The 21,423-nt window shown below is 63.8% G+C and carries 20 protein-coding genes; 16 read left to right on the top strand and 4 right to left on the bottom strand.

Going from position 1 to position 21,423, the window contains the following annotated elements:
* The first annotated feature begins 9 nt into the window (after positions 1-9).
* The 5 genes from dxs to AB4Y35_RS30580 all read left to right on the top strand — a co-directional run bounded on the left by dxs (position 10) and on the right by AB4Y35_RS30580 (position 5,583).
* Entirely contained in the window at positions 10-1,803 is a 1,794-nt protein-coding gene (gene dxs, locus AB4Y35_RS30600; RefSeq protein WP_368707340.1) for a 1-deoxy-D-xylulose-5-phosphate synthase, read from the top strand.
* Between the two features lie 123 nt (positions 1,804-1,926).
* Positions 1,927-2,127 (top strand): copper chaperone, encoded by a 201-nt coding sequence (locus tag AB4Y35_RS30595; RefSeq protein WP_324150412.1) that lies wholly within the window; start codon positions 1,927-1,929, stop codon positions 2,125-2,127.
* A gap of 297 nt (positions 2,128-2,424) precedes the next feature.
* A complete protein-coding gene (gene ilvB, locus AB4Y35_RS30590; protein ID WP_368707339.1) occupies positions 2,425-4,290 on the top strand; it encodes a biosynthetic-type acetolactate synthase large subunit in 1,866 nt (621 codons plus the stop codon).
* 187 nt (positions 4,291-4,477) lie between these two features.
* Positions 4,478-5,119, top strand: coding sequence for a DsbA family protein (locus tag AB4Y35_RS30585; RefSeq protein WP_368707338.1), 642 nt, complete (start codon positions 4,478-4,480; stop codon positions 5,117-5,119).
* 101 nt (positions 5,120-5,220) lie between these two features.
* Positions 5,221-5,583, top strand: a complete 363-nt coding sequence (locus AB4Y35_RS30580) for a nuclear transport factor 2 family protein (RefSeq protein ID WP_368707337.1) — start codon at positions 5,221-5,223, stop codon at positions 5,581-5,583.
* Positions 5,584-5,643: 60 nt separating this feature from the next.
* On the opposite strand, the gene AB4Y35_RS30575 is transcribed toward AB4Y35_RS30580, so the two are convergent.
* Positions 5,644-6,351: an SDR family NAD(P)-dependent oxidoreductase gene (locus AB4Y35_RS30575; RefSeq protein WP_368707336.1), complete on the bottom strand. Its 708-nt coding sequence runs from the start codon at positions 6,349-6,351 to the stop codon at positions 5,644-5,646.
* Positions 6,352-6,943: 592 nt separating this feature from the next.
* Positions 6,944-8,395 (bottom strand): PLP-dependent aminotransferase family protein, encoded by a 1,452-nt coding sequence (locus tag AB4Y35_RS30570; RefSeq protein WP_368707335.1) that lies wholly within the window; start codon positions 8,393-8,395, stop codon positions 6,944-6,946.
* Between the two features lie 435 nt (positions 8,396-8,830).
* Here AB4Y35_RS30570 and AB4Y35_RS30565 point away from each other — a divergent pair, with 435 nt between their 5' ends.
* The 6 genes from AB4Y35_RS30565 (at position 8,831) to AB4Y35_RS30540 (ending at position 13,391) form a co-directional block, all read left to right on the top strand.
* A complete protein-coding gene (locus tag AB4Y35_RS30565; RefSeq protein WP_324156278.1) occupies positions 8,831-9,034 on the top strand; it encodes a DUF2970 domain-containing protein in 204 nt (67 codons plus the stop codon).
* Between the two features lie 187 nt (positions 9,035-9,221).
* Entirely contained in the window at positions 9,222-9,386 is a 165-nt protein-coding gene (locus tag AB4Y35_RS30560) for a hypothetical protein (RefSeq protein ID WP_176732865.1), read from the top strand.
* 407 nt (positions 9,387-9,793) lie between these two features.
* The gene (locus AB4Y35_RS30555; RefSeq protein ID WP_324156273.1) at positions 9,794-10,105 is read left to right on the top strand and encodes a DUF485 domain-containing protein; all 312 of its coding nucleotides are present in this window, start codon (positions 9,794-9,796) and stop codon (positions 10,103-10,105) included.
* On the top strand, positions 10,102-11,772 hold the full coding sequence (gene actP / locus AB4Y35_RS30550) for a cation/acetate symporter ActP (RefSeq protein WP_368707334.1): 1,671 nt from the start codon (positions 10,102-10,104) through the stop codon (positions 11,770-11,772). Before AB4Y35_RS30555 ends, actP begins: the two co-directional genes overlap by 4 nt.
* Before the next feature lie 23 nt (positions 11,773-11,795).
* On the top strand, positions 11,796-12,350 hold the full coding sequence (locus AB4Y35_RS30545) for a cytochrome b (RefSeq protein ID WP_368707333.1): 555 nt from the start codon (positions 11,796-11,798) through the stop codon (positions 12,348-12,350).
* A 3-nt stretch (positions 12,351-12,353) separates the two neighbouring features.
* A complete protein-coding gene (locus AB4Y35_RS30540; protein ID WP_368707332.1) occupies positions 12,354-13,391 on the top strand; it encodes an NAD(P)H-dependent flavin oxidoreductase in 1,038 nt (345 codons plus the stop codon).
* 24 nt (positions 13,392-13,415) lie between these two features.
* On the opposite strand, the gene AB4Y35_RS30535 is transcribed toward AB4Y35_RS30540, so the two are convergent.
* Positions 13,416-14,366 (bottom strand): LysR family transcriptional regulator, encoded by a 951-nt coding sequence (locus AB4Y35_RS30535; RefSeq protein ID WP_368691033.1) that lies wholly within the window; start codon positions 14,364-14,366, stop codon positions 13,416-13,418.
* A gap of 101 nt (positions 14,367-14,467) precedes the next feature.
* On the opposite strand from AB4Y35_RS30535, the gene AB4Y35_RS30530 reads away from it, so the two are divergent.
* The 3 genes from AB4Y35_RS30530 to AB4Y35_RS30520 all read left to right on the top strand — a co-directional run bounded on the left by AB4Y35_RS30530 (position 14,468) and on the right by AB4Y35_RS30520 (position 16,918).
* The gene (locus AB4Y35_RS30530; RefSeq protein WP_368707331.1) at positions 14,468-15,145 is read left to right on the top strand and encodes an MOSC domain-containing protein; all 678 of its coding nucleotides are present in this window, start codon (positions 14,468-14,470) and stop codon (positions 15,143-15,145) included.
* A gap of 82 nt (positions 15,146-15,227) precedes the next feature.
* On the top strand, positions 15,228-15,680 hold the full coding sequence (locus tag AB4Y35_RS30525; protein ID WP_324156262.1) for a MarR family transcriptional regulator: 453 nt from the start codon (positions 15,228-15,230) through the stop codon (positions 15,678-15,680).
* Positions 15,681-15,694: 14 nt separating this feature from the next.
* Positions 15,695-16,918, top strand: coding sequence for an MFS transporter (locus AB4Y35_RS30520; protein ID WP_368707330.1), 1,224 nt, complete (start codon positions 15,695-15,697; stop codon positions 16,916-16,918).
* 22 nt (positions 16,919-16,940) lie between these two features.
* Here the strand turns inward: AB4Y35_RS30520 and AB4Y35_RS30515 are convergent, their stop codons facing one another.
* Positions 16,941-18,290: an MFS transporter gene (locus AB4Y35_RS30515; RefSeq protein ID WP_368707329.1), complete on the bottom strand. Its 1,350-nt coding sequence runs from the start codon at positions 18,288-18,290 to the stop codon at positions 16,941-16,943.
* Positions 18,291-18,708: 418 nt separating this feature from the next.
* On the opposite strand from AB4Y35_RS30515, the gene AB4Y35_RS30510 reads away from it, so the two are divergent.
* Together AB4Y35_RS30510 and AB4Y35_RS30505 are read left to right on the top strand one after the other, a co-directional pair.
* Positions 18,709-20,268 carry a methyl-accepting chemotaxis protein gene (locus tag AB4Y35_RS30510; protein WP_368707328.1) on the top strand — a complete coding sequence of 520 codons (1,560 nt, stop codon included), beginning with the start codon at positions 18,709-18,711 and terminating at the stop codon, positions 20,266-20,268.
* A gap of 53 nt (positions 20,269-20,321) precedes the next feature.
* Positions 20,322-21,419, top strand: coding sequence for a lactonase family protein (locus tag AB4Y35_RS30505; protein ID WP_368707327.1), 1,098 nt, complete (start codon positions 20,322-20,324; stop codon positions 21,417-21,419).
* Positions 21,420-21,423 lie beyond the last annotated feature (4 nt).

Below are 21,423 nucleotides of genomic sequence, written 5' to 3'. Positions count from 1 at the left end.
AGCAACGTCATGAACCTGCTTGACATGATCGATTTCCCGAGCAATCTGCGCGATCTGGATGAGCGCGAGCTTCAGCGCCTCGTGGATGAAGTTCGGGAATTCGTGATCGAAAGTGTGTCGAGTACCGGCGGCCACCTGGCATCGAACCTCGGTGTCGTGGAGTTGTCGGTTGCCCTTCACTATGTATTCGACACGCCGCACGATCGCCTGGTGTGGGACGTGGGGCATCAATGCTACCCGCACAAGATCCTGACGGGCCGAAAAGCGGCTATGGCCAGCGTGCGGAAAGTCGGCGGGATGGCCGGTTTTCCGGCGCGCGAGGAGTCGCCTTACGACGCGTTCGGCGTCGGGCACGCCGGCACGTCCATTTCGGCGGCAGTCGGCATGGCCCTCGGCCTGCGCGGTCGGAACGCCCGCGTCGTTGCGGTGATCGGCGATGGCTCATTGTCCGCGGGGATGGCGTACGAAGCGCTGAATCACGCGGGGTCCTGCGAAGCGCTGCCGCTGACGATCATTCTGAATGACAACCGCATGTCGATCTCTCCGGCGGTAGGCGGACTGAATGACCATCTCGAGGCGCTGGTGACGTGTTGGCGCGACGAAGCAAACCTCCCTTTATCCACGCTATTCGAAACACTGGGTCTGGAGTATGTCGGCCCTGTCGATGGCCACGATATGGCGAAACTACTCGCCGCGCTGCGGGACGCGAAGACACGCAACCGCCCGCACGTCATTCACGTGGTGACGAAGAAAGGCAAGGGGTATCGGCCTGCGGAACTCGAGCCCGTTGCCTACCACGGGCCCAGTCCGTTCAAACCCGAAACAGGGCTGGTGCGCAAAAAAGGCGGCAAGCTGACCTATAGCCAGGTATTCGGCCAATGGCTGTGCGACGCGGCGGCGACGGATGAACGCATCTTCGGCATCACGCCCGCGATGAGCGAAGGGTCCTGCCTGACCGGATTCGAACGTCGTTATCCGGATCGCTACATCGACGTGGGCATCGCGGAACAGCACGCCGTCACACTGGCGGCCGGCTTAGCCGTCGAGGGCATGAGGCCCGTCGTCGCCATCTACTCGACGTTTCTTCAGCGCGGCTATGACCAGCTGATTCACGACGTCGCCCTGCAGAATCTGCCGGTGTTGTTCGCGCTCGATCGCGCGGGAATTGCCGGGGGCGATGGCGCCACGCATCTGGGTGCGTTCGACATCGCGGCCCTGCGTTGCGTGCCGAATATGGTGGTGATGACCCCGTCCGATGAAAACGAGTGTTATCGCATGCTGAACACCGCCCTTGCGTGGCCTGGACCGTGCGCCGTGCGATACCCGCGGGCGACCACCGGATCCGAAGTCATTGAGCAGACGAAAGAGACGCTGCCGCTCGGAAGAGGCGTGATTTGCCGGGTGTCCGGCAAGCGGGACGGCGCGCGCGTGGCATTTCTGGCGTTCGGGCCCTTGCTCGCGGTCGCGATGGAAGTCGCCAAGGAGATCGATGCGACCGTGGTCGATATGCGCTTCGTCAAGCCGCTCGATGAAGACTTGTTGCTGACGGTTGCCAACGAGCACGAGGTGATCGTGACAATCGAAGAAGGCACCGTGCTGGGCGGAGCGGGCGCCGCCTGCGCCGAACGGATCGCGTTGGAAGGGTGGGCCGTACGCATGCTGCGGCTCGGACTTCCCGACGCGTTCGTCCCGCACGGCGACCGGGCCGAACTGCTCCGCTTGAATGGTTTGGGAGTCGCAGGCGTGCGGGAAGCGGTGCTGGCGTTCACCGAAGCGGTAGACCTGCTCGACCCGGTTGAATGACCGCCTCGTGCCGCCGGTTTGGGTTACGCGATGTAAAGAGTGAATTGAGGCGAACCTGGTTGGTGGCATGAGGCGTTGATCCTATAGTTATCGAGACTGGATATCCAGACAGAGAGGTGAAAAATGAAGTTCGCCATGAAAACTGAAATCCGCACGGACGATCTCGCGACGATCGTGCATGCGATGAAGTCCGTGGACGCCGACGCGAAGGTCGATGTCGATGTGGGCGCACAAACCGTGAGCGTCGATTCGTGGTTGATGCCCGAAGAGTTTCTGGTTGCGTTCTACGACGAGGACATGGACGTAGGCATTGCCGAATGGTAGGAAACGGTCAGCCGTCAGCCGCGGTGGCCCGGATGCGGCGCATCCTGGCCCATAAACACCGTTATTGCTGACGCGCGCCGCTTCAATCGTTGTCAAAATCCTTGGAACCCTTTCTCACGGTATTTCCAGGCGCACGTCAAAAGAGTGCCGGGTGGACTGTGGCTCGTGCGGAGAACCCGCTGAAGCCGTCGTCCACGAGCTGGTAGGGGACATACGCTGTTCTTGAGTCGGAAGGGAAATGATTTCCGTTGTGTTGGCCGCTGATCGCATCAGCGCCCGTTTCCGTGCGAGTCAGGTATGACCCAGAACCCGAAAATTGCTCCAGAAAGCCCCCAGAAAGCGCCGCTTCGCGGCGAACCGATGTCGGGCGCCGACATCATCTTGCGCGTACTCAGCGAACAGGGTGTCGACACCGTGTTCGGCTATAGCGGCGGCGCGATCCTGCCGACCTACGACGCCGTGTTCCGTTTCAACGAACTGCACGCCGACGAGCCCGAGCGTCAGATCAACCTCGTCGTCCCCGCCAACGAACAGACCGCCGGCTTCATGGCCGCGGGCTACGCACGCGCGAGCGGAAAGGTCGGCGTGTTCATGGTGACGTCGGGTCCCGGCGCGACCAACGCGGTGACGCCGATTGCCGACTGCAATGGCGACTCGGTCCCGGTGGTGCTCATCTGCGGGCAGGTGCCGCGTGCCGCGATCGGCAGCGACGCTTTCCAGGAAGCGCCGGTGTTCAACATCATGTCGGCGTGCGCCAAGCAGGTGTTTCTCGTGACCGACCCGGACAAGCTCGAACAGACGCTGCGCACGGCGTTCGAAGTCGCGCGCACCGGTCGTCCCGGCCCGGTCGTGGTGGATGTGCCCAAAGACATCCAGAACTGGACCGGCACGTGGCAGGGACACGGCACGCTGGCGTTTCGCGGCTACTCCGACCGTCTTCGCAAGGTGGCGAAGGGCGCACGCCTTGAAGAGCGCAAGCGCGACGAATTCTTCGATCTGCTGGCGCAAAGCAAGCGCCCGCTGCTGTATGCGGGCGGGGGCATCATCACAGCCGGCGCCACGGCGGAATTACGTCAGTTCGCCGAGCGCTACCGCATTCCCGTGGTGAACACGTTGATGGGGCTCGGCACGATATCCGTGAAGCACGAGCTTGGGCTCGGCATGCTGGGCATGCACGGCGCGGCCTGCGCGAACTACGCGGTGGAAGACTGCGACTTCCTGATTGCCGTGGGCGCGCGATTCGACGATCGCGTCGCCGGCGGCCGCCCGCATGCATTCGCGCCGCGAGCGCGCCATGTCGCGCATATCGATATCGACGAAGCGGAGATCAACAAGGTGAAGCGCGCGCACTGGACTCACGTGAGCGACGCGAAGGACACCCTGGTCTCGCTGATGCAACACGAAACGCACGTGCAGGCGCCGTTGGCGTGGCTCGACCACATCAAGGAGTTGAAGCAGCGGTACGGGATGAATTATGACCGCGCCAGCCCGCTCATTCAGCCGCAGTTCGTGGTGGAAAAGTTGAGCGAGATTACCGGCGGGCGGGCCATCGTCACTACGGGCGTGGGCCAGCACCAGATGTGGGCCGCGCAGTTCTTCGATTTCGTCGAGCCGCGCAGCTTTCTCACGTCGGGCAGCATGGGGACGATGGGCTTTGGCCTGCCCGCTGCGATCGGCGCGCAGATGGGACGCCCCGATGCCCTCGTGATCGACATCGACGGTGACGGCAGCATGCGCATGAATATCGGCGATCTGGAGACCGCGACCACCTATGGCGTGCCGGTCAAAGTGCTGCTGTTCAACAATGTCGGCGACGGGATGATCCGGCAGTGGCAGCGTCTCTTTTACGACGGGCGCCTGTGCGTGAGCGACAAGTCGCTGCATCGCAAGGACTTCGTCATGGCTGCGCGCGCCGACGGGTTCGAATTCGCGCAGCGCGTCGAGGTCCTGAGCGAAGTCGAGGAAAAGCTCCGGGCTTTCGTGGCATTCGACGGTCCGGCTTTCCTCGAAATCATGATCGATCAGGATGCCGATGTGTTTCCGATGGTCGGGCCTGGCATGAGCTATGCGGAGATGATCACCGGTCCGTTCATCCCGTCGAGAGATGGCGAGGAGTCGGGGAGCACGCGTGCGGGTCATCAAGGCGCTTCGGACATGTTCTAGGCCAGTACAACCGCGCCAGCCCGCTCGTGCGGTCGCATTTCGTCTTTCCGCCATGTAACAAAAGAAGTTCTGGCGACGGCGTTTATCGAGTCCGGCCTCAACCCTATAGTGACCTTGATGGCTGGGAGCGATGCGGGGCATGGGGTCCTGCGGGCCCCGCGTTGTCTCTTCATGTGAGCGAGCAGGAATGAAACTGATCTATGTTGGCGACCCGATGTGTTCGTGGTGCTATGGCTTTGGCAAGGAGCTTTCGGCGCTCGTCGCGCGCGTGCCGGACCTGAAACTGGAAATCGTGGTCGGCGGGATTCGCGCGGGCGCGACCGATGTGCTCGACACGGCCGGCAAGCGTTTCCGGCTGCAGCACTGGCAACGTGTGGAAGCGCTGAGCGGCTTGCCGTTCAACCGCGAAGCGTTCATGGCGCGCGAGGGGTTCGTCTACGACACCGAGCCGGTCTGCCGTGCGGTCGTGGCGGCGCGCCGCTTCGCCAGCGGCGACGCATTGCTTGCGGTGTTCCGTGCGCTGCAGAACGGCTTCTATGTGGAAGGACTGGATACGACCGACGGTCGCGTGTTGAGCGAAATCGCCGTAACGGAGCTGAATACCGTGGGCGTTCAGGTCAGTGCAGACGCGTTCTACCAGGCATGGGCAGCAGCGGAAACGAAAGAAGAAACGCAGCGCGATTTCGCCCGCGCGCGAGCACTTGGCGTCGCGTCGTTTCCGACCTTGCTGCTTGAAGAGCAGGGCCGGACGTACGCCGTGCATTCGGGCTACGCGAGCGTCAACGCGCTCGAAGAAAGGCTCAACGAGATCGAGGGGCCGCTTGCCTGATCGTGATTGATCCGGATTGTGCGAAGCGGGCTGCGCGAGCGATTGCGCAGCCCGCTTCGACTTGCCGGAGCGAGGCTTGAATCAATAAGGAGTGTGATGCAATGAACGATAGCAACGAAATCGTCGAACTCGTCCAGCGCTATTTCGACGCCACCTGGCGAGGCGATGTGGAGCAGTTGAGAACCGTGTTCGATGCGCGCGCGATCGTGGCGGGGGAAGTGAACGGCGAGCCCTACTACAAGACGATCGACGAGTACCTTGCGGGTGTCGCAAACAGGAAATCGCCGGCCGAACTGGGCGAGGCCGTCGATACGGAACTGCTGATGCTCGATGTTCAGAAAAACATCGCGACGGCGAAACTGCATGTGCGCATGCTGGGCTTCAATTACTACAATTATTTTTCGATCGTGCGCCAGCGCGACAGATGGCTCGTCATCACGAAGACGCTGACCAACGTGGCATAAGCCGCCGCCCCGCGCCCCGACGAACCATCGAGTCCGGGGGCGCGGGCGAGGCTCGAGCGCTTAGTGACCGGCGCTCTGGCCGCCGTCCACGTGCAGGATCTCGCCCGTCACGAACGGTGCCGAGTCGAGATAGAGAATCGCATTGACGATGTCGCTCATTTCGCCCATGTGACCGACCGGATGCATCGCGCCGAGCGCGGCGTGCGTTTCGGCAGCATGCATCGGCGACTTGATGATCCCAGGCGAAACCGCGTTGGCACGAATGCCCGCGCGCGCATATTCGATTGCGAGCGAGCGCGTTGCAGCGTTCAAACCACCCTTGGTGAGCGACGCAAGAACGGACGGGACTTTGCTGTTCGCCTTGTCGGCAAGCGTGGTGGTGACGTTCACCACGTGGCCGCTGCCGTGTTTCTGCATCGCTTCGATCGCATATTGCGTGATGTGGAAGAAGCCGTTCAGGTTGACGTTCAGGATTGCGGCGTAGTCGTCGGCGGTGTACTGCGTGAAGGGCTTCGCAATGAAAATGCCCGCGTTGTTGACGAGCGTATCGACACGACCGAAGTGCTCGATGGCGGCGTTCACCACGCGGCGAGCCGTGGCGGCGTCGCCGATATCGCCGGCCACGGCGACATAGTCGGCCTCGGCGGCCGGCGTGATGGAACGCGCCGTGGCGACCACGCGATGGCCTTGCGCGCGGAACGCCTTGACGGTTTCCGCGCCGATGCCTTGCGATGCTCCGGTGACGATGACGACCCTGGAATTGCTCATTGTGTATCTCGCAGTATGAGTAAGCCGGCCGGGTGGCCGTTCGAATCGACGGATCCGATGGAGAGCCACTGTAGGCGTATCCATTGCGAGTGCGAACACACACCATGGACAAAGAGTCTTGCGCCGCGAGAACAAATCTCGACAGGAACGTCTACCGCCGCGCGGTGGATTTGAGCCGTGTTTGCCTGCTGCGGTTTTTCGCGCGTTCTACGCAGCGAGCCGACTTCCCGAGACTCCCATAAAACGGAAGGATCATTCCCGCGGTTAAGGGATTCTCTTGATTGGTGAAAGTGATTAATCTGGCCAGGCTGTTTCCCCGGAGGCGTCGCCTCCCTCACCTTGCTAGAGAGAGATTGAAATGAAATTGCTTACTGCTGTCCTTTTTGCCTGTTCGCTGTCGGCCAGCTTCGCTGTCCACGCCGAATCCCTCGCTCCCGCGCATACGGATGCTCGACAAACGGCCCAGGCGAATTCGTCCCGGGCGAATACGTATCAGGCGCCACAGCGTCCGGCCAGGACGCCGGCACGGGACGCCAATACCTGTGTGGGCCCGGCGAGTTTCTGCAACCTGTTCTTTGGTAGTTAAGGGCTGCTATGGGTTGGCGCCGCGCGCATCGATCGATCGCGATTGAGCACACACATCGGGATGAACGAGCAGTTCACCGAGCGTGCGGATCGCTTCATCGATGCGCGCCGACCATGGATGCCCGTAATTGAGCCGTATGCAGTTTTCGAATGCGCGTGACGCGGAAAAGATTGGGCCGGGCGCGACACTGATACCGCGTTCGATCGCGAGACGATGGAGCGCCATGGCGTCGATGCGCTCGCGGAACGTGAGCCACAGAAAATAGCCACCCTCGGGCCGCGTGTACTGCGTGCCTTCAGGCAGCCATCGGCGGATCGCCTCGATCATCGCATCGCGCTGCGTCTGCATGGCGAGCCGGATCTTCTTCAAATGACGCTCGTAGCCGCCATGCTCCAGGTAGTCGGCAATGCCGGCCTGGGCGGGAATGCTGGCCGAGATCGTCGTCATGAGCTTCAGGCGCTGCACGCGTTCTGCAAAGCGCCCAGCGCTTGCCCAGCCTACGCGATAGCCCGGCGCCAGATTCTTCGAAAACGAGCCGCAGTGCATGACGAGGCCGCGCCGGTCGAACGCTATAGCGGGCGGCGGATAGTTCGGCGCGTAGTGCAACTCGCCGTACACATCGTCTTCGATGAGCGGGACTTCGTGTTTCGCGAGCAGCTCGACGAGCGCTTCTTTCTTCTCAGCCGACAACGTGACGCCCGTGGGGTTCTGGAAATTCGTCATGAACCAGCAGGCGCGGATAGGGTGCTTGTCCAGCGCTTGCGCCAGCGCCTCGAGGTCGAGCCCGGTGGCGGTGTCGACGGGAATTTCGACCGCGCGCAGGCCAAGCCGTTCGATCGCCTGAAGCGCTGCGTAAAAGCCCGGCGACTCCACGGCGACGATATCGCCGGGCTGCGTGACCGCCATCAGGCAAAGATTGAGCGCTTCCAGCGCGCCGTTGGTGATGATGATGTCCTCGGCCGGCTGTGAAATGCCAACCCGCATGTAGCGCAGCGCAATTTGCCGCCGCAGGTTCTCGTTGCCGGGCGGCAGATCGACCACGGTGCTCCATGGGCTCACGCTGCGCGCGGCCTGGCCGAGCGATTTCGCCAGGCGCGACAGCGGAAAGAGCAGCGGAGAAGGGAAGGCGGAGCCGAGCGGCACGATGCCGGGGCGCTTGGCGGCATCGAGCACCGAGAACACCAGTTCGCTGATATCGACGGTGGCGGACTCGCCCGTCGTTGCGCGCGAATCCGTCTTGTTGGGCTTCGAGGGCGGCGCGACGTAGTAGCCAGAACGTTCTTCGGCGCGCACGAGGCCCCACTGTTCGAGCACGTAGTAGGCACGCGCGGCCGTGGACTGACTGACACCGTGCTGCGCAATGATTTGCCGCAGCGACGGCATGCGCGAGCCCGGCTTCAGGTTGCCGGAGCGAATCTCGGCGGCCATGCTCTGCGCGAGGCGTTCGTAGCGTGTCATGCGTGCCGGTTCTTCCAAAGAGGTCAGGGGTGGACTCGTGCTTCGAGCGATTTTCTCATGGTGCGCGCGACCGCGAATTCGATCTGCTACGGTCAATTATGCGTCGACTGCTTCTATACGCGCTTGCTGCGAAGGCGGATCATTGCGGCCAGTGCGCATCGCAGTCCGGGTCTGTTCTCCCGGGATGCGCCGGGATTACTGCGCGAGTGCCTGGATCATCACCTAAACCCGCAGAGCTTGCGGCTCTTTTTGCCTGTAGCGTGGCAAGCCTTTCGCCCCGGTGTGTGAGCACCGGGGCGTTTCTTTGTCGGGTTCTACCGCCGCGTGAATCGGCTGCGTCGCTCGAATCGTTCGTAACTGCTGCTTTTTTTGTCAGTGCGCAAGATTGAATATCAGGCTATCCGATCGACCTGATCGACGTAACCGGAGTCAATGATGGAACTCGTTCAAATGATGCGCATGGTCCTGTGGAGCTTTTTCGGCGTACGTAAAAGCGCGTCGCACGAAGCCGATTTGGCCAGCGTGAACTTCAAGTGGCTGCCGTTCGTGGCGGTCGCGCTGGCCGCGATGATCGGGGCTTGCATACTGGGTGTCGTGCTGCTGGTCGCGCATTCTACGGGAACCGCACAAGGCTTCTGAGCATCCGGCGTTGCCGAAAACTGGGGCGCCTGCGAAGCACCGTGAGACGCGAGATTGTTCGGCGTTTCATAACGGTGATTTCGTCCGCGCCGCGTTGATCTTTGTGGTGCCGCGCGTAATCTGACTATCAGGAAGCGCTGCATTTCACGCAAAGCGATTCACCCAGTTTTCAGGCAAGGAGTATGAGATGGATATCCTCAATCTCGCCCGACAATCCGGCATGACGGTCGTGCTCGATGCACGCATCGGCCAGCAGGAATACCACTCCGTTCACAGCAGCGTAGCAGCACTGGAACGGTTCGCCGCGCTGCTCGAGGCGCACAGGCAAGCCGAATCCGGTAAGCGCGTCTGATTGGCTTCATGACCGATTTCATTGGAGCCATATCGTGAAAGACGATGCACGGGACTTTCGTATGATCGAAGCTGACGGCAGTGCGGGCGACGCAACAGCCGGCGAGCAAACGCGTCATGGCGCACCTTCGCGCAACTGGGCATGGTCTCAACGTGGCGAGTCGTATGACTGGATGGATTCAGCGGGACCCTTCCCGCTCGAGGATCTGCAGGAGTAGGGATTCGGAAATCGTGATGGCAAGCGCCACGCTTCACTCAAACAGATTGAAGCCATCACGAAACATCATTTGAAGAGATTTTTGGTTCGACCTATTGTGAAGTTCACGAGAAGCGGCAGCCCCCGGTGGATCGACGGCGATATCACGGGCGAGGGCATGCCGGACACCTTCCATGGACGGAGACAATCGGATGAACCCCACGACCCTGCATGGGATTCGTAGCAATCCCCTGTTCGCCACGCTGGTCAAACGCCGGCGCAGATACATTGCCTGCCTGACCGCCATCACGCTGATTCCCTATTGCGGCTTCATCGTGCTGGTCGGATTCGCCCCCGCCTTGCTGGCCATCCGGTTTTCCGCAGACAGTATCGTCAATATCGGCTGGCCGATCGGCGTCGCGCTGATCGTCGGCAGCTGGTGCCTCACGGGCTTGTACGTTCGCCGCGCCAATGGCGAATTCGACGCGCTCACCGCCCAGATCCTGGCGGGAGCGAAACCATGAAGCGCGCCGCTCTTGCTCTCGTCTTCCCGCTGCTGCTGGGCGTCGCGGCTCGCGCGGCGGCCGCGGAGGTCCTGCACGGCGTCGAACAGCGTCCCCTCAATCTCACGGCGATCGCGATGTTCCTGGTGTTCGCCGTGGCGACGCTCGGCATTACGTACTGGGCGGCGTCGCGCACCCGTTCGATGGACGACTTCTACACCGCCGGGGGCGGCATCACCGGATTCCAGAACGGCATGGCGCTGGCCGGCGACTATATGTCGGCGGCGGCGTTGCTGGGCGTGACCAGCATGATCTTTTTCCACGGCTACGACGGCGTGATCTACGCGATCAGCTTTTTCGTCGCGTGGCCGCTGCTGCTGTTCCTGTTCGCGGAGCGCATCCGGAATCTGGGACGCGTGACGATTGCCGACATCGCATCGTACCGGCTCGACCAGAACCGGATCCGGACGATGACCGCCTTCGGTTCGTTGACCGTGGTCTGCTTTTACCTGGTTGTCCAGATGGTCGGCGCGGGGCAGTTGATCCAGTTGCTGTTCGGTCTTCCCTATAACGACGCGATCATCGTGGTCGGTCTGCTGATGGTGGTCTATGTGACCTTCGGCGGCATGGTGGCCACCACGTGGGTGCAGATCATCAAGGCCGCGCTGATGCTGTTCGGCGGCACGCTGCTGGCCGTTCTCGCACTGTCCCGGTTCGGCTTTTCGCTGAACGCACTGTTCGAGCAGGCGGTCGCCGCGCACAGGAACGGCGTGCATATTCTGCTGCCGAGCAAGCTGGTGTCCGATCCCATCGCGCTGATTTCGCTCGCGATTGGACTGGTGTTCGGCACCGCGGGGCTGCCGCATATCCTCATGCGCTTTTTCACCGTGCCGGATGCGAAAGAAGCGCGCAAGTCGGTGTTCGTTGCCACGGGCTTCATCGGCTTCTTCTATCTGGTCATCATGGTGCTCGGCGTGGCGGCGATCGCGATTGTCGGCAGCAACCCGTCGTTCTACGTGGGCGGCCTGACCGGAGGCAAGCTGATCGGCGGCAGCAACATGCCGGTCATGCATCTCGCCCAGGCGCTCGGCGGCAATCTGCTGCTGGGTTTCCTCTCGGCCGTGGCGTTCGCGACCATCCTTGCCGTCGTGTCCGGGCTCACGATGGCGGGTACGTCAGCCATCTCGCACGACCTCTACGTGATGGTGCTCAAGAAGAACCGGGCCGATCCCGCGAGCGAGCGACGGGTCTCCAGGATCGCGTCGGTATGCATTGGCGTGGTGGCGGTGCTGCTGGGCATCGTGTTCAAGGATCAGAACATCGCCTTCCTCGTCGCACTGACGTTCGGCGTCGCCGCCTCGGTGAATTTTCCGGTTCTCGCGCTTTCGATGTACTGGCGGGGGCTGACGACGCGCGGCGCGCTCACCGGCGGCATCGCGGGCCTGGTGAGCGCCGTCACGCTCGTCATTCTGTCGCCCGCCATCTGGGTCACGGTGCTGGGCCATGCGAAGGCGATCTTTCCCTACGACTATCCGGCCATCGTTTCGATGAGCATCGCCTTCCTGTTCGCGTGGCTGGGCTCCGTCACGGATCGCAGCCAGCGGGCGCAGCGCGAGCGTGACGACTTCGGCGAGCAGGCCGTCCGCGCGCAGACCGGCTTCGGCGCGTCCGGAGCGGTCGGTCACTAGTCAACGCCAACAAGGAGACAATCATGCAAATGCGTGACAACGGTCTGGGCTTTTCGCCCATCACGATCGCGCTGCACTGGGTCGTCGCAGCACTGCTGCTGTCGATCGCCGGATGCGGCATCGGGCTCATGTTTAGCGCGGACGACGTCCAACGACTGAGCCTCGTGCGTACGCAAAATCTGCTGGGCGCCGTGCTGTTCGTCGTGTCGGTCTATCGGCTCTGGGCACGGCTTTCTTCGTATCATCCGCTGCCCGTGGGCACGCCGAACCCCGTCGAAGTGATCGTCAGCCGCTCCGTTGCGGTGGGCCTCGCGCTCGCCATGGTGCTTCTGCCGGTTGCGGTATGGCTTTCCCGGGCGGCGGCCGGTGTCGCCGTCGAGTTGCCGGGAGGATTGGCGATCCCCACGCTCATCGAACCCAGCGTGGCAGTGCAACGGGTCGTGGATATTCTTTTCGATATCGGAGCGACGGCTTTTCTGCTGGGCCTCGCGTTGCATCTGTTCGGAGCACTGAAGAATCATTTCGCGCTGGGCAATGACGCCCTCAAGCGGATGCTTGGCAAACATGTGGAGCTTTGAGCGATGAGCGAATTCAAATCGGCCTTCGGCGGGAACGCGGTCACGCAGCTGTGCGGCGTCCGGTATCCCGTCTTTCTTGGCGGCATGGCGGCGATTTCCGGCCCGAAGCTCGTTGCCGCAGTGGCCAATGCCGGCGGCATGGGGACGCTCGGCGGGCTGCGTTTGCCGCCGCTCGCGCTGCGCAAATGGATACGGGAAACGCGCGAGCTGACGGACAGGCCCTTCGGCGTGAATCTCGTGCCGAAGTTCGGCGGCCCGACCGTGTTCGAAGCCCAGTTCCAGGTCGTGTTGCAGGAGCGGCCGCGCATGCTGTCGTTGTTCTACGCCGAAGACTATGCGGCGGACATGATCCCGCGGGCCAAGGACGCCGGCATGATCGTCATGGTCCAGGTGGGATCGGTTGCGCTCGCGCGGCACGCGATCCGGCACGGCGCCGATATCGTCGTCGCGCAGGGCAGCGAAAGCGGCGGCCACCTGAACCGGGGGACGATCGGCGTCATGTCGCTGTTGCCCGCGATCTGCGAGGTCGCGCAGGGGCGTCCCGTGCTGGCGGCTGGAGGCATCACGACGCGCGACGATGTGCGGGCCGCGATGCTGCTCGGCGCGTCGGGGGTGCTCGTGGGCACCGCGTTCGTTGCGACCGACGAATCGAATGCGCACCCGCTGTACAAGCAAAAGATCGTCGAAGCCGACGTGGACGACATCGAGTATCGCACCGGGTATTCGTTCGGCTGGCCGTACGGCACGCCCCATTGTGTGATTCCCAATCGCGACAAATGGAACCTGCTGCGCTTCGTTGGCGGCGGCGCTCGCATGATCGACAAACCGCGCATGGCGCAGAAGCTCTCGCTCTATGCGGGGCAGGGCGTCAGCAAGATCGGCAGCGTGGTGCCGGCAGCCGAGCGCGTGGCGGAGCTGGTGGCTGGCCTGCCGGCCTCGACGGTTGCGGCGAATGCCCGGGCGATGCCCGATGGCCTGGTCTTTGTCGCAAGCCGGGCGTTGCCGCAGGCGGAACCGGCCGAGTGCCGCGCCGCTTGCTGACCCTGACGCGGTGTTCGGCGGCGCTCAGGCCGCCGCCGTCGAACGCCGCGTGCTCTTGCGACTCGGTGTACCAGCGCGCTTCGCTTTCGTGTCGTCAGTGGACAGCGCGAGCTGGTCGCGCGCGAGCGCGACAAACGCGCTCAATGCCGGTGTCGCGAGCGTGTCGTTACGGCGGATGAATACCGTCTTGACGTTGGCGAACTCGCGCGGGAGCGCGTGAAGGGCGATGGCCTGGCGCGCGGCGTAGTTTTGCGCAACGGCCTTTGGCAACAGCGTCACGCCCATGCCCGCGGCCACGCATGACAGGATGCCGTCGAGCGTGCCCAGTTCGAGCACCTGGTTGGGCACGAGTCCGACCTGATAGAACCAGTGTTCGAGCGTGGAGCGATAGAAGCAGCCCGTGCGGAAGACCAGCACCGTCTGCTGTGGCATGACCTGGATGAGTTCGCCGAGCGAGGCGAACTCGCAGCTGCTCACGAGGACGAGTTCCTCCTGAAAGACCTCGTCTTGCGCGAGCACCGGATTCTGGTGCAGACCGCCGACGAATGCGCCGTCGAGGCGATGGCTCTCGACGGCCTTGATCAGCTCGGCGGTCGTGCCGGTGAGCAGCGACAACTGGACCTGAGGATACTTCTCGCGGTATCTGGCCAGTACCTGGGGCAGGCGGATTGCCGCCGTCGTCTCCATCGAGCCGAGCCTCAACGTGCCTGCCGGCGTGGCGGTATCGAGCAGCGCGTTGCGGCTCTCTTCGGTGAGCTGGAGGATGCGCTGGGCGTAGCCCAGAAAGGTTTGCCCGGCCGAAGTGAGCACCACGCCGCTCTTTTGCCGGATAAACAACGGCTGACCGAGCTCGGCTTCGAGTTCCTTGACGCGCATCGTGACGTTGGACTGCACCGTGTGCACTTTCTCGGCCGCCGCGGTGAAGCTGCCGTGCTCCGCCACCGCACAGAAAATCTTGAGCTGACGCATCTCCATGGCGAATTCCAAGAATCACAAATAATGATGGATTTAATCATTTACCATCACTTTACTGGATTGAACGGCGCGAGCACAGTGTCGTAAACGCGAACGGGAGGATGCATGTGGTGATGACGTCGACTACGAACATTGAGTGCCTGTTCGCCGGGGGGATGGGTTATCTGGACCACGAAGGGCAGCGCAGCGGCATTTTCAAGCGGCGCATCGCCGGGCCGGTTCGCGTGGAGGCGCAGGGGATCGTCGGCGACGAGCATGGCGACCCGCGCATCCATGGCGGCCCGGAAAAGGCCGTTCATCACTACGCGGCGGAGCATTACGCTTGCATTGCGCAGGCGTTCGCGGAGTGCGCCGAGGCCCTGGTGCCCGGCAGTCTCGGCGAGAACATCTCGGCCTCGGGGCTGACCGAACGTAACGTGCACATCGGCGATATCTACGAGGCCGGCAGCGCCATGCTGCAAGTCTCGCAACCGCGCAGCCCTTGCTGGAAGATCAATCATCGCTTCGGCGTCGAACGCATGTCGATGCATATTGCCGAGGGGCGCATCACCGGCTGGTATTACCGTGTCCTGCGCCCCGGCCTGATTGCGCCTGGCGACGCTATCACGCTCGTCGACCGGCAAACGGAGCGCTTCTCCATCGACGCGTTCTGGCAGGTGCAGTTGTCACATCGTCCGTCCATCGATGCGTTAGTCGAGCTGATCGCCGTTCCGGGCCTTGCGCCTGACTGGAAGCGGCGCCTGGGCGAGCGGGAGAAATGGCTGCGGGCGCGCCGGTGACGCGTTCGCTCGCACTTGCCGCCTCGCCGGAGATGTGAAGGTTAGCTTTGCAGTTTACCTTCATATCTCCTAGAATGCGGGGATGACCGAACGCGCCCAAACTCCCCCTCCCGACCTCGCCGCGGCGCTTGCCGGCGACCTGCGCGCGCTGGTCGGGCAGCTGCGCCGCCGTTTTCGCGAGCAGGCGATCCTCGGCGACTTCACGCCTTCCCAGATGGCGGTGCTGCAGCGGCTCGAGCGCGAGGGGCCGTCCACGGTGTCGAGCCTCGCGCGCGCGGAGGGCATGCGCCCGCAGTCGATGGGCACGCTCATCGCGCCGCTCGAGGCGGCGGGCCATATCAGCGGCGCACCGGACCCCAACGACGGGCGCCAAACGCTCTGGTCGCTCACTCACGCCTTTCGCGAGTGGCTCAAGGAAGGGCGGGCGGCGCGCCAGGACTGGCTCTCGCGCAGGATCGACACGCGCCTTTCGGCCCCGGAACAGCAGCAGCTAGCCGCGGCAGTCGAACTGCTCAAGCGGCTCGTGGCCGACTAAGGCGAGGCCGTCACATGGGCGCTCCAGCTTCCGGGTTCTTTCGTTCGCTCAGGACTTACAACTATCGCGTGTGGTCGGCGGGCGCGCTCGTCTCGAATGTCGGCACGTGGATGCAGCGCACGGCGCAAGACTGGCTCGTGCTCACCGGGCTCACGCATCACAGCGCGGCGGCGGTCGGTATCGTGATGGGCCTGCAGTTCGGGCCGCAAATGCTGTTCATGCCCTGGTCGGGCTTCGCCGCCGACCACTTCGACCAGCGCAAGCTGCTCATGGTCACGCAGGCGCTGCTCGGCACGCTGGCCATTGCACTGGGCGTGCTCACGGCAACCGGGCTCGTGCAGCTTTGGCACGTGTACGTGTTCGCGTTCCTGTTCGGCTGCACGACGGCATTCGATTCGCCGGTGCGGCAAACCTTCGTCTCGGAGCTGGTGGGCGACGCCGATCTCTCCAACGCCGTCGCGCTCAATTCCACCTCGTTCAACGCCGCGCGCATGATCGGCCCGGCCGTGGCGGGACTCGTCATTGCATCGGTGGGCGTGGGCTGGGCCTTCCTGCTCAACGGCCTGTCGTTCGTCGCCGTGCTGATCTCGCTCACGCGTCTGCGCGTGGACGAACTGCGTTCGGCGAGGCGTACGCAACCCGCGAAGGGCGGTATTGCCGCAGGGTTCCACTACGTGTGGGCGCGTCCGGATCTGCGGGCCATTCTCGTCATGCTGTTCCTGATCGGCACCTTCGGGCTGAATTTTCCGATCTTCATCTCGACGATGGCCGTGAACGTCTTTCACGCCGACGCGGGACGCTATGGACTCCTGTCTTCGATGATGGCGGTGGGGACCATGAGCGGCGCCTTCTTCGGCGCGGGGCGCAGCCATCCGCGTTTCATCTCGCTGCTGTTCGCGGCTACGGCGTTCGGGGTGGGGTGCCTGCTGGCGTCGGTTGCGCCGGGCTACTGGTGGTTCGGCGGCGCGCTCGTGATGATCGGCATCGCGGCGCTCACGTTCACCACCGAAACCAACAGCCTCATGCAGCTTTCCACCGAGCCCGGCATGCGCGGCCGCGTGCTGGCGATTCGTCTGGCCGTGGCGCTGGGCGGCACGCCCATCGGCGCGCCGATCGTGGGGTGGGTGGCCGACCATTGGGGCCCGCGCTGGGCCTTGCTGGTGGGCGCGGCTTCGGGCTTCGCGGCGGCGATCGTCGCGGCCCGCACGCTCGCGCGGCGGGCCCACGAGAAGCCATAGCGCGCCGCACGGTCACACACAATCAGGCGGGCTTCAACTCCACGCGTTTGATGTCCTTCACGATCACGAGATAGCTGATCACCGTAACGATCGCGTTGATGCCGACAAAGGCGAGCGCGCCGTTGAACGAGCCGGTTTCCGCCACGAGATAGCCGATCACGATCGGCGTGACGATGCCGGCCACATTGCCGAACATGTTGAAGATCGAGCCCGAAAGGCCGATCGCTTCGCGCGGCGCGGTATCGGCGATCACGGCCCAGCCGAGCGCGCCGAGACCCTTGCCGAAGAACGCGAGCGACATGAGCGCGACCACGATCCAGTCGCTGTTCACATAGTTGCAGCCGACGATGCACGACGACAGCACCATGCCGCCGACGATCGGCACCTTGCGCGCCATGGTGAGCGAGCGGCCCGAGCGGATCAGGGCGTCCGAAGCCACGCCGCCCAGCACCCCGCCCAGGAAGCCGCAGATCGCCGGCAGCGAGGCGATCAGCCCCGCCTTCAGGATGGTCATGTGGCGCGCCTGCACGAGGTAGATCGGGAACCACGTGAGGAAGAAGTACGTGAGCACGTTGATGCAGTACTGCGCGAGATAGACGCCCAGCAGCATGCGGTTGCCGAGCAGCTGGCGGATCACCGCCCAGTTCGCGCCCTTGCGGCGCTCGGCGCGCGCGGCGCGTTGATGCCCGTTCACGATGCCGCCGCCCGCCTCGATGTATTCGAGTTCCTGCGGGTTCACGCCCGGGTGATCGGCCGGATTCTTCATGAACCGGATCCACGCGAAGGCGAGCACGAGGCCGCCCACGCCCATCACGATATAGACGTGATGCCAGCCATACGCGTGCGTGAGCCACGCCATGAGCGGCGTGAACACCACGGCCGCGAAATACTGCGCCGAATTGAAAATGGCCGAGGCCGTGCCGCGCTCTTTCGCCGGGAACCAGCTCGCCACCACTTTCGCGTTGGCGGGGAAGGCGGGCGCTTCGGCCGCGCCCATCGCGAAGCGCAGCGCGAACAGGCCCGCAATCGCGGCGCCGGCGCTGCCGAGCAGGCCAATCGAGCTTTGCAGCAGCGTGAAGAGCGACCACAGGAAGATGCTGCCCGCGTACACGCGGCGCGCGCCGAAGCGGTCGAGCACCCAGCCCGCAGGCACCTGCGCGAGCACATAGGCCCAGCTGAACGCCGAGAAGATGTAGCCCATGTGGATGGCGTCGAGACCGAACTCGGTGCGCATGGCCGAACCCGTGACCGAGAGCGTGGCGCGGTCCGCGTAGTTGAGCGTGGTGATGATGAAGATCAGCGAGAGGATCAGGTAGCGCACCCGGGTGCGCCTGGCGACATCGGACTGCGTGGCGGTGCGGCTCAACGACATGTGGATCGACCTCTCTCGTGCGCGAGATTCAGGCCGCTGCGGTCACGCTGCGGCCTGAATCTGCTGTCTCCGGACGGCGCGCCTCGTGCGCGCCGCATCTACTTACGCAAGAACGCGCCTGACTCGCGTCAGGCGCGTTCCGTTTGCGGACCTGATTAGCTGCTTGTTCAGCCAGTTGTCAGTAAGTTGTTTGACATCACGGCTGGTTGTCTGAGCTAATCGTACAACGCCCTGGAAGCCGAAGCAACCAGACTGTATGCCTCTTGAGTCGGTCTCAGGGTAAACTCGAATTTCAGGATAACCGCGCGATTGTGGGATGATGCGGCCAAGTTGTTGGACAACATGGCGTCTGCACCCTCAAGACTCCGGCGTTTGAGCCGTAAAGAAGAACACCATGGAAACCGGGGATTGAAGCAACATGCGCAACACGACGGTACGAGCCAGCCTCCTTGCAGTGCTGGTGATCTTTGGCGTGATGATCCTGATTGGCGGCTTTGCGGGCGTGTTCTCGCTGAGGGAGTCGAACGCCAGCGCCCAGCGCCTGCATGAAATCGCGCGCCAGACCATTCTGGTCAACGACGCCTACAAGGACACCACGCGCACGCGTTCGGCGCTCGTGCGCGGCTACAGCGCGCTCAAGGAACGCAACGACACGGCCACGCGCGACTCCGCGCTGAAGAGCGCGGCCCATAGCTTCGAGCTTTCGGCGAACGAGACCCAGGCCTTCGCCAATGCACCGGCGTTCGACGGCATGGACGCGGACCTCAAGCGCCAGTTGCTCGAGTCGGCTGCGCAACTCTCGAACACGCTCACGCGCGCCACCGACGCACTGCGCAACGGCGACACGGCCGCCTACGTGGCGGTCAACGACACCGACATCACCGCCGCGGGCGCGGCCTATTCCGTGAACGTGGAGAAGTTCCAGAAGCTCGCCAACGCGCTCGCCGAGGCCACGCTCGACGACGGCAACGCGCGCTACACATGGATCGTTACGCTCGTGGGCGTGGGCGTGGCCATCGCGCTGGCGCTCGTCGTCTTCACGCATTTTGCCTTGCAGCGCATCGTGTCGCGGCCGCTGGCCGACGCCGCGGCGGTCCTCGACCGCATCGCCTCGAACGATCTCACCGTGCGCGTACCCGAAGCGGGCCGCAACGAAATCGGCCTGCTGTTCGCCGCCATGCGCCGGATGCAGGCGGGGCTCTCGCACACCGTGGCCGGCGTGCGCGACAGTTGCGACGCGATTCACACGGCCGCGCGCGAGATCGCGGCGGGCAATCTCGATCTGTCGAGCCGTACGGAGGAGCAGTCGGCCTCGCTCGAAGAAACCGCCGCGAGCATGGAAGAACTCACCTCCACGGTGAAGCAGAACTCCGCGAACGCCTCCGAGGCCAGCACGCTCGCCACGGGTGCGGCCGAGCTCGCGCAGCGCGGCGGCGACGTGGTGGGACGCGCCGTGCAGACCATGCAGGACATCAGCGCCAGCTCGCAGAAGATTGCCGAGATCACGAGCATGATCGACAGCATCGCGTTCCAGACCAATATTCTCGCGCTCAACGCCGCCGTGGAATCGGCGCGCGCGGGTGAGCAGGGACGCGGCTTCGCCGTGGTCGCGGGCGAAGTGCGCACGCTCGCGCAGCGCAGCGCGGGCGCAGCACGCGAGATCAAGGAACTGATCGGCGCCTCGATGGAAGACGTGCGCAACGGCAACGCGCTCGTCGCGCAGGCCGGCGAGGCGATGAACGAGATCGTCAACTCGGTGCGCAACGTCGCCACCATCATGGCCGAGATCACGACGGCCACCGCCGAGCAGAGCACGGGCATTCAGCAGGTGGGCATGGCCGTGAGCCAGATGGATCAGGTCACGCAGCAGAACGCGGCGCTCGTGGAGCAGGCGGCCGCTGCCGCGAGCGCGCTGGAGCACCAGGCGCAATCGATGAAGGAAGCGGTCTCGGTGTTTCGCGTTGGCGCGCTTGCATGAAGATCGATACGCGCGAGACCAATCAATAGAACTAACAAACCAGAAAGGACGACATGAAGAAGAAGGCAATCTTGCGCAGCGTGGCGGGCGCCGCTTTCGGGCTCGCGGCATCGGTGGCCGTGCATGCGGCTAGCTACGTGTATGTGTCGAACGCCGACAGCCAGGACATTTCGGTGTTCCGCCTCGATGCGCAAAGCGGCGCGCTGGCCGCGGTCGAGACCGTGCCGGTGGGCGGCACGGTGATGCCGATGGCGTTCTCGCCCGACCATCACCACCTGTATGCGGCGCTGCGCTCGAAGCCGTATCGCGTGGTGAGCTTCGCCGTGAATCCGCTCGACGGCCGTCTCGCCGAACTGGGCCGCGCGCCGCTCGCCGAGAGCATGGCCTATGTGTCCACCGACGGCACGGGGCGCTATCTGCTTTCCGCTTCGTACGGCGGCAATCTGCTGGCGGTGAACCCCATCGGCGAAAACGGCGTGGCGGGCGACGTGCAGCAAACCGTGAAGACGGGCCCGATGGCGCACATCATTCGCACCTCGCCGGACAACCGCTATGCGTTCGCCTCGGTGCTCGGCGCCGACACCTGGCTGCGCCTGAAGTTCGACGCCTCGACGGGCGCGCTCACCGAAGACGCGAAGCCCGCGTACTCGCTGCCCAAGGATTCGGGCCCGCGTCATTTCCAGTTTTCGCCGGACCAGCGCTTCGTCTATCTGATCGACGAACTCGACGGCAAGCTGCACGTGCTCGCCTTCAACGGGGCGAACGACTCGGTCAAGCCGATCCAGACGATCTCGATCCTGCCCACGGGCTTCTCCGGCGACAAGCCGTGGGGCGCCGACGTCCACCTCACGCCCGATGGCCGCTACCTGTATATCTCGGAGCGCACGTCGAGCACGCTGGGTGCGTACCGCGTGAACCAGCAAACGGGCAAGCTCACGCGCATCGGCACGTATGCCACCGAAAAGCAGCCGCGCGGCTTCAATATCGATCCGTCGGGCCAGTATCTGCTTGCCGTGGGCCAGCTCTCGCCCACGCTGAGCGCGTACCGCATCGATGCGAAGAGCGGCGCGCTGCGTGAGCTTGGCAAGTACCCGGTGGGCAAGGGGGCGAACTGGGTCGAAGTGGTGGATTTCGACGGTTCGAACGGCTAGGCAA

Origin of the sequence: Paraburkholderia sp. EG286A (assembly GCF_040965375.1) — a bacterium.
In the GTDB taxonomy this organism is placed as follows: domain Bacteria; phylum Pseudomonadota; class Gammaproteobacteria; order Burkholderiales; family Burkholderiaceae; genus Paraburkholderia.
This window is presented reverse-complemented; position numbering and strand designations above follow the sequence as displayed.

Bases quoted from the DNA above. Each gene is read 5' to 3' on its own strand.
- AB4Y35_RS30505 (WP_368707327.1), top strand. From the start codon at position 20,322: ATGAAGAAGAAGGCAATCTTGCGCAGCGTGGCGGGCGCCGCTTTCGGG.
- AB4Y35_RS30575 (WP_368707336.1), bottom strand. From the start codon at position 6,351: ATGAGCAATTCCAGGGTCGTCATCGTCACCGGAGCATCGCAAGGCATC.
- AB4Y35_RS30540 (WP_368707332.1), top strand. From the start codon at position 12,354: ATGAGCGAATTCAAATCGGCCTTCGGCGGGAACGCGGTCACGCAGCTG.
- AB4Y35_RS30555 (WP_324156273.1), top strand. From the start codon at position 9,794: ATGAACCCCACGACCCTGCATGGGATTCGTAGCAATCCCCTGTTCGCC.
- AB4Y35_RS30545 (WP_368707333.1), top strand. From the start codon at position 11,796: ATGCAAATGCGTGACAACGGTCTGGGCTTTTCGCCCATCACGATCGCG.
- actP (WP_368707334.1), top strand. From the start codon at position 10,102: ATGAAGCGCGCCGCTCTTGCTCTCGTCTTCCCGCTGCTGCTGGGCGTC.
- AB4Y35_RS30560 (WP_176732865.1), top strand. From the start codon at position 9,222: ATGGATATCCTCAATCTCGCCCGACAATCCGGCATGACGGTCGTGCTC.
- AB4Y35_RS30520 (WP_368707330.1), top strand. From the start codon at position 15,695: ATGGGCGCTCCAGCTTCCGGGTTCTTTCGTTCGCTCAGGACTTACAAC.
- AB4Y35_RS30530 (WP_368707331.1), top strand. From the start codon at position 14,468: ATGCATGTGGTGATGACGTCGACTACGAACATTGAGTGCCTGTTCGCC.
- AB4Y35_RS30515 (WP_368707329.1), bottom strand. From the start codon at position 18,290: ATGTCGTTGAGCCGCACCGCCACGCAGTCCGATGTCGCCAGGCGCACC.
- AB4Y35_RS30510 (WP_368707328.1), top strand. From the start codon at position 18,709: ATGCGCAACACGACGGTACGAGCCAGCCTCCTTGCAGTGCTGGTGATC.
- AB4Y35_RS30570 (WP_368707335.1), bottom strand. From the start codon at position 8,395: ATGACACGCTACGAACGCCTCGCGCAGAGCATGGCCGCCGAGATTCGC.
- AB4Y35_RS30585 (WP_368707338.1), top strand. From the start codon at position 4,478: ATGAAACTGATCTATGTTGGCGACCCGATGTGTTCGTGGTGCTATGGC.
- AB4Y35_RS30580 (WP_368707337.1), top strand. From the start codon at position 5,221: ATGAACGATAGCAACGAAATCGTCGAACTCGTCCAGCGCTATTTCGAC.
- AB4Y35_RS30535 (WP_368691033.1), bottom strand. From the start codon at position 14,366: ATGGAGATGCGTCAGCTCAAGATTTTCTGTGCGGTGGCGGAGCACGGC.
- AB4Y35_RS30595 (WP_324150412.1), top strand. From the start codon at position 1,927: ATGAAGTTCGCCATGAAAACTGAAATCCGCACGGACGATCTCGCGACG.
- AB4Y35_RS30525 (WP_324156262.1), top strand. From the start codon at position 15,228: ATGACCGAACGCGCCCAAACTCCCCCTCCCGACCTCGCCGCGGCGCTT.
- dxs (WP_368707340.1), top strand. From the start codon at position 10: ATGAACCTGCTTGACATGATCGATTTCCCGAGCAATCTGCGCGATCTG.
- ilvB (WP_368707339.1), top strand. From the start codon at position 2,425: ATGACCCAGAACCCGAAAATTGCTCCAGAAAGCCCCCAGAAAGCGCCG.
- AB4Y35_RS30565 (WP_324156278.1), top strand. From the start codon at position 8,831: ATGGAACTCGTTCAAATGATGCGCATGGTCCTGTGGAGCTTTTTCGGC.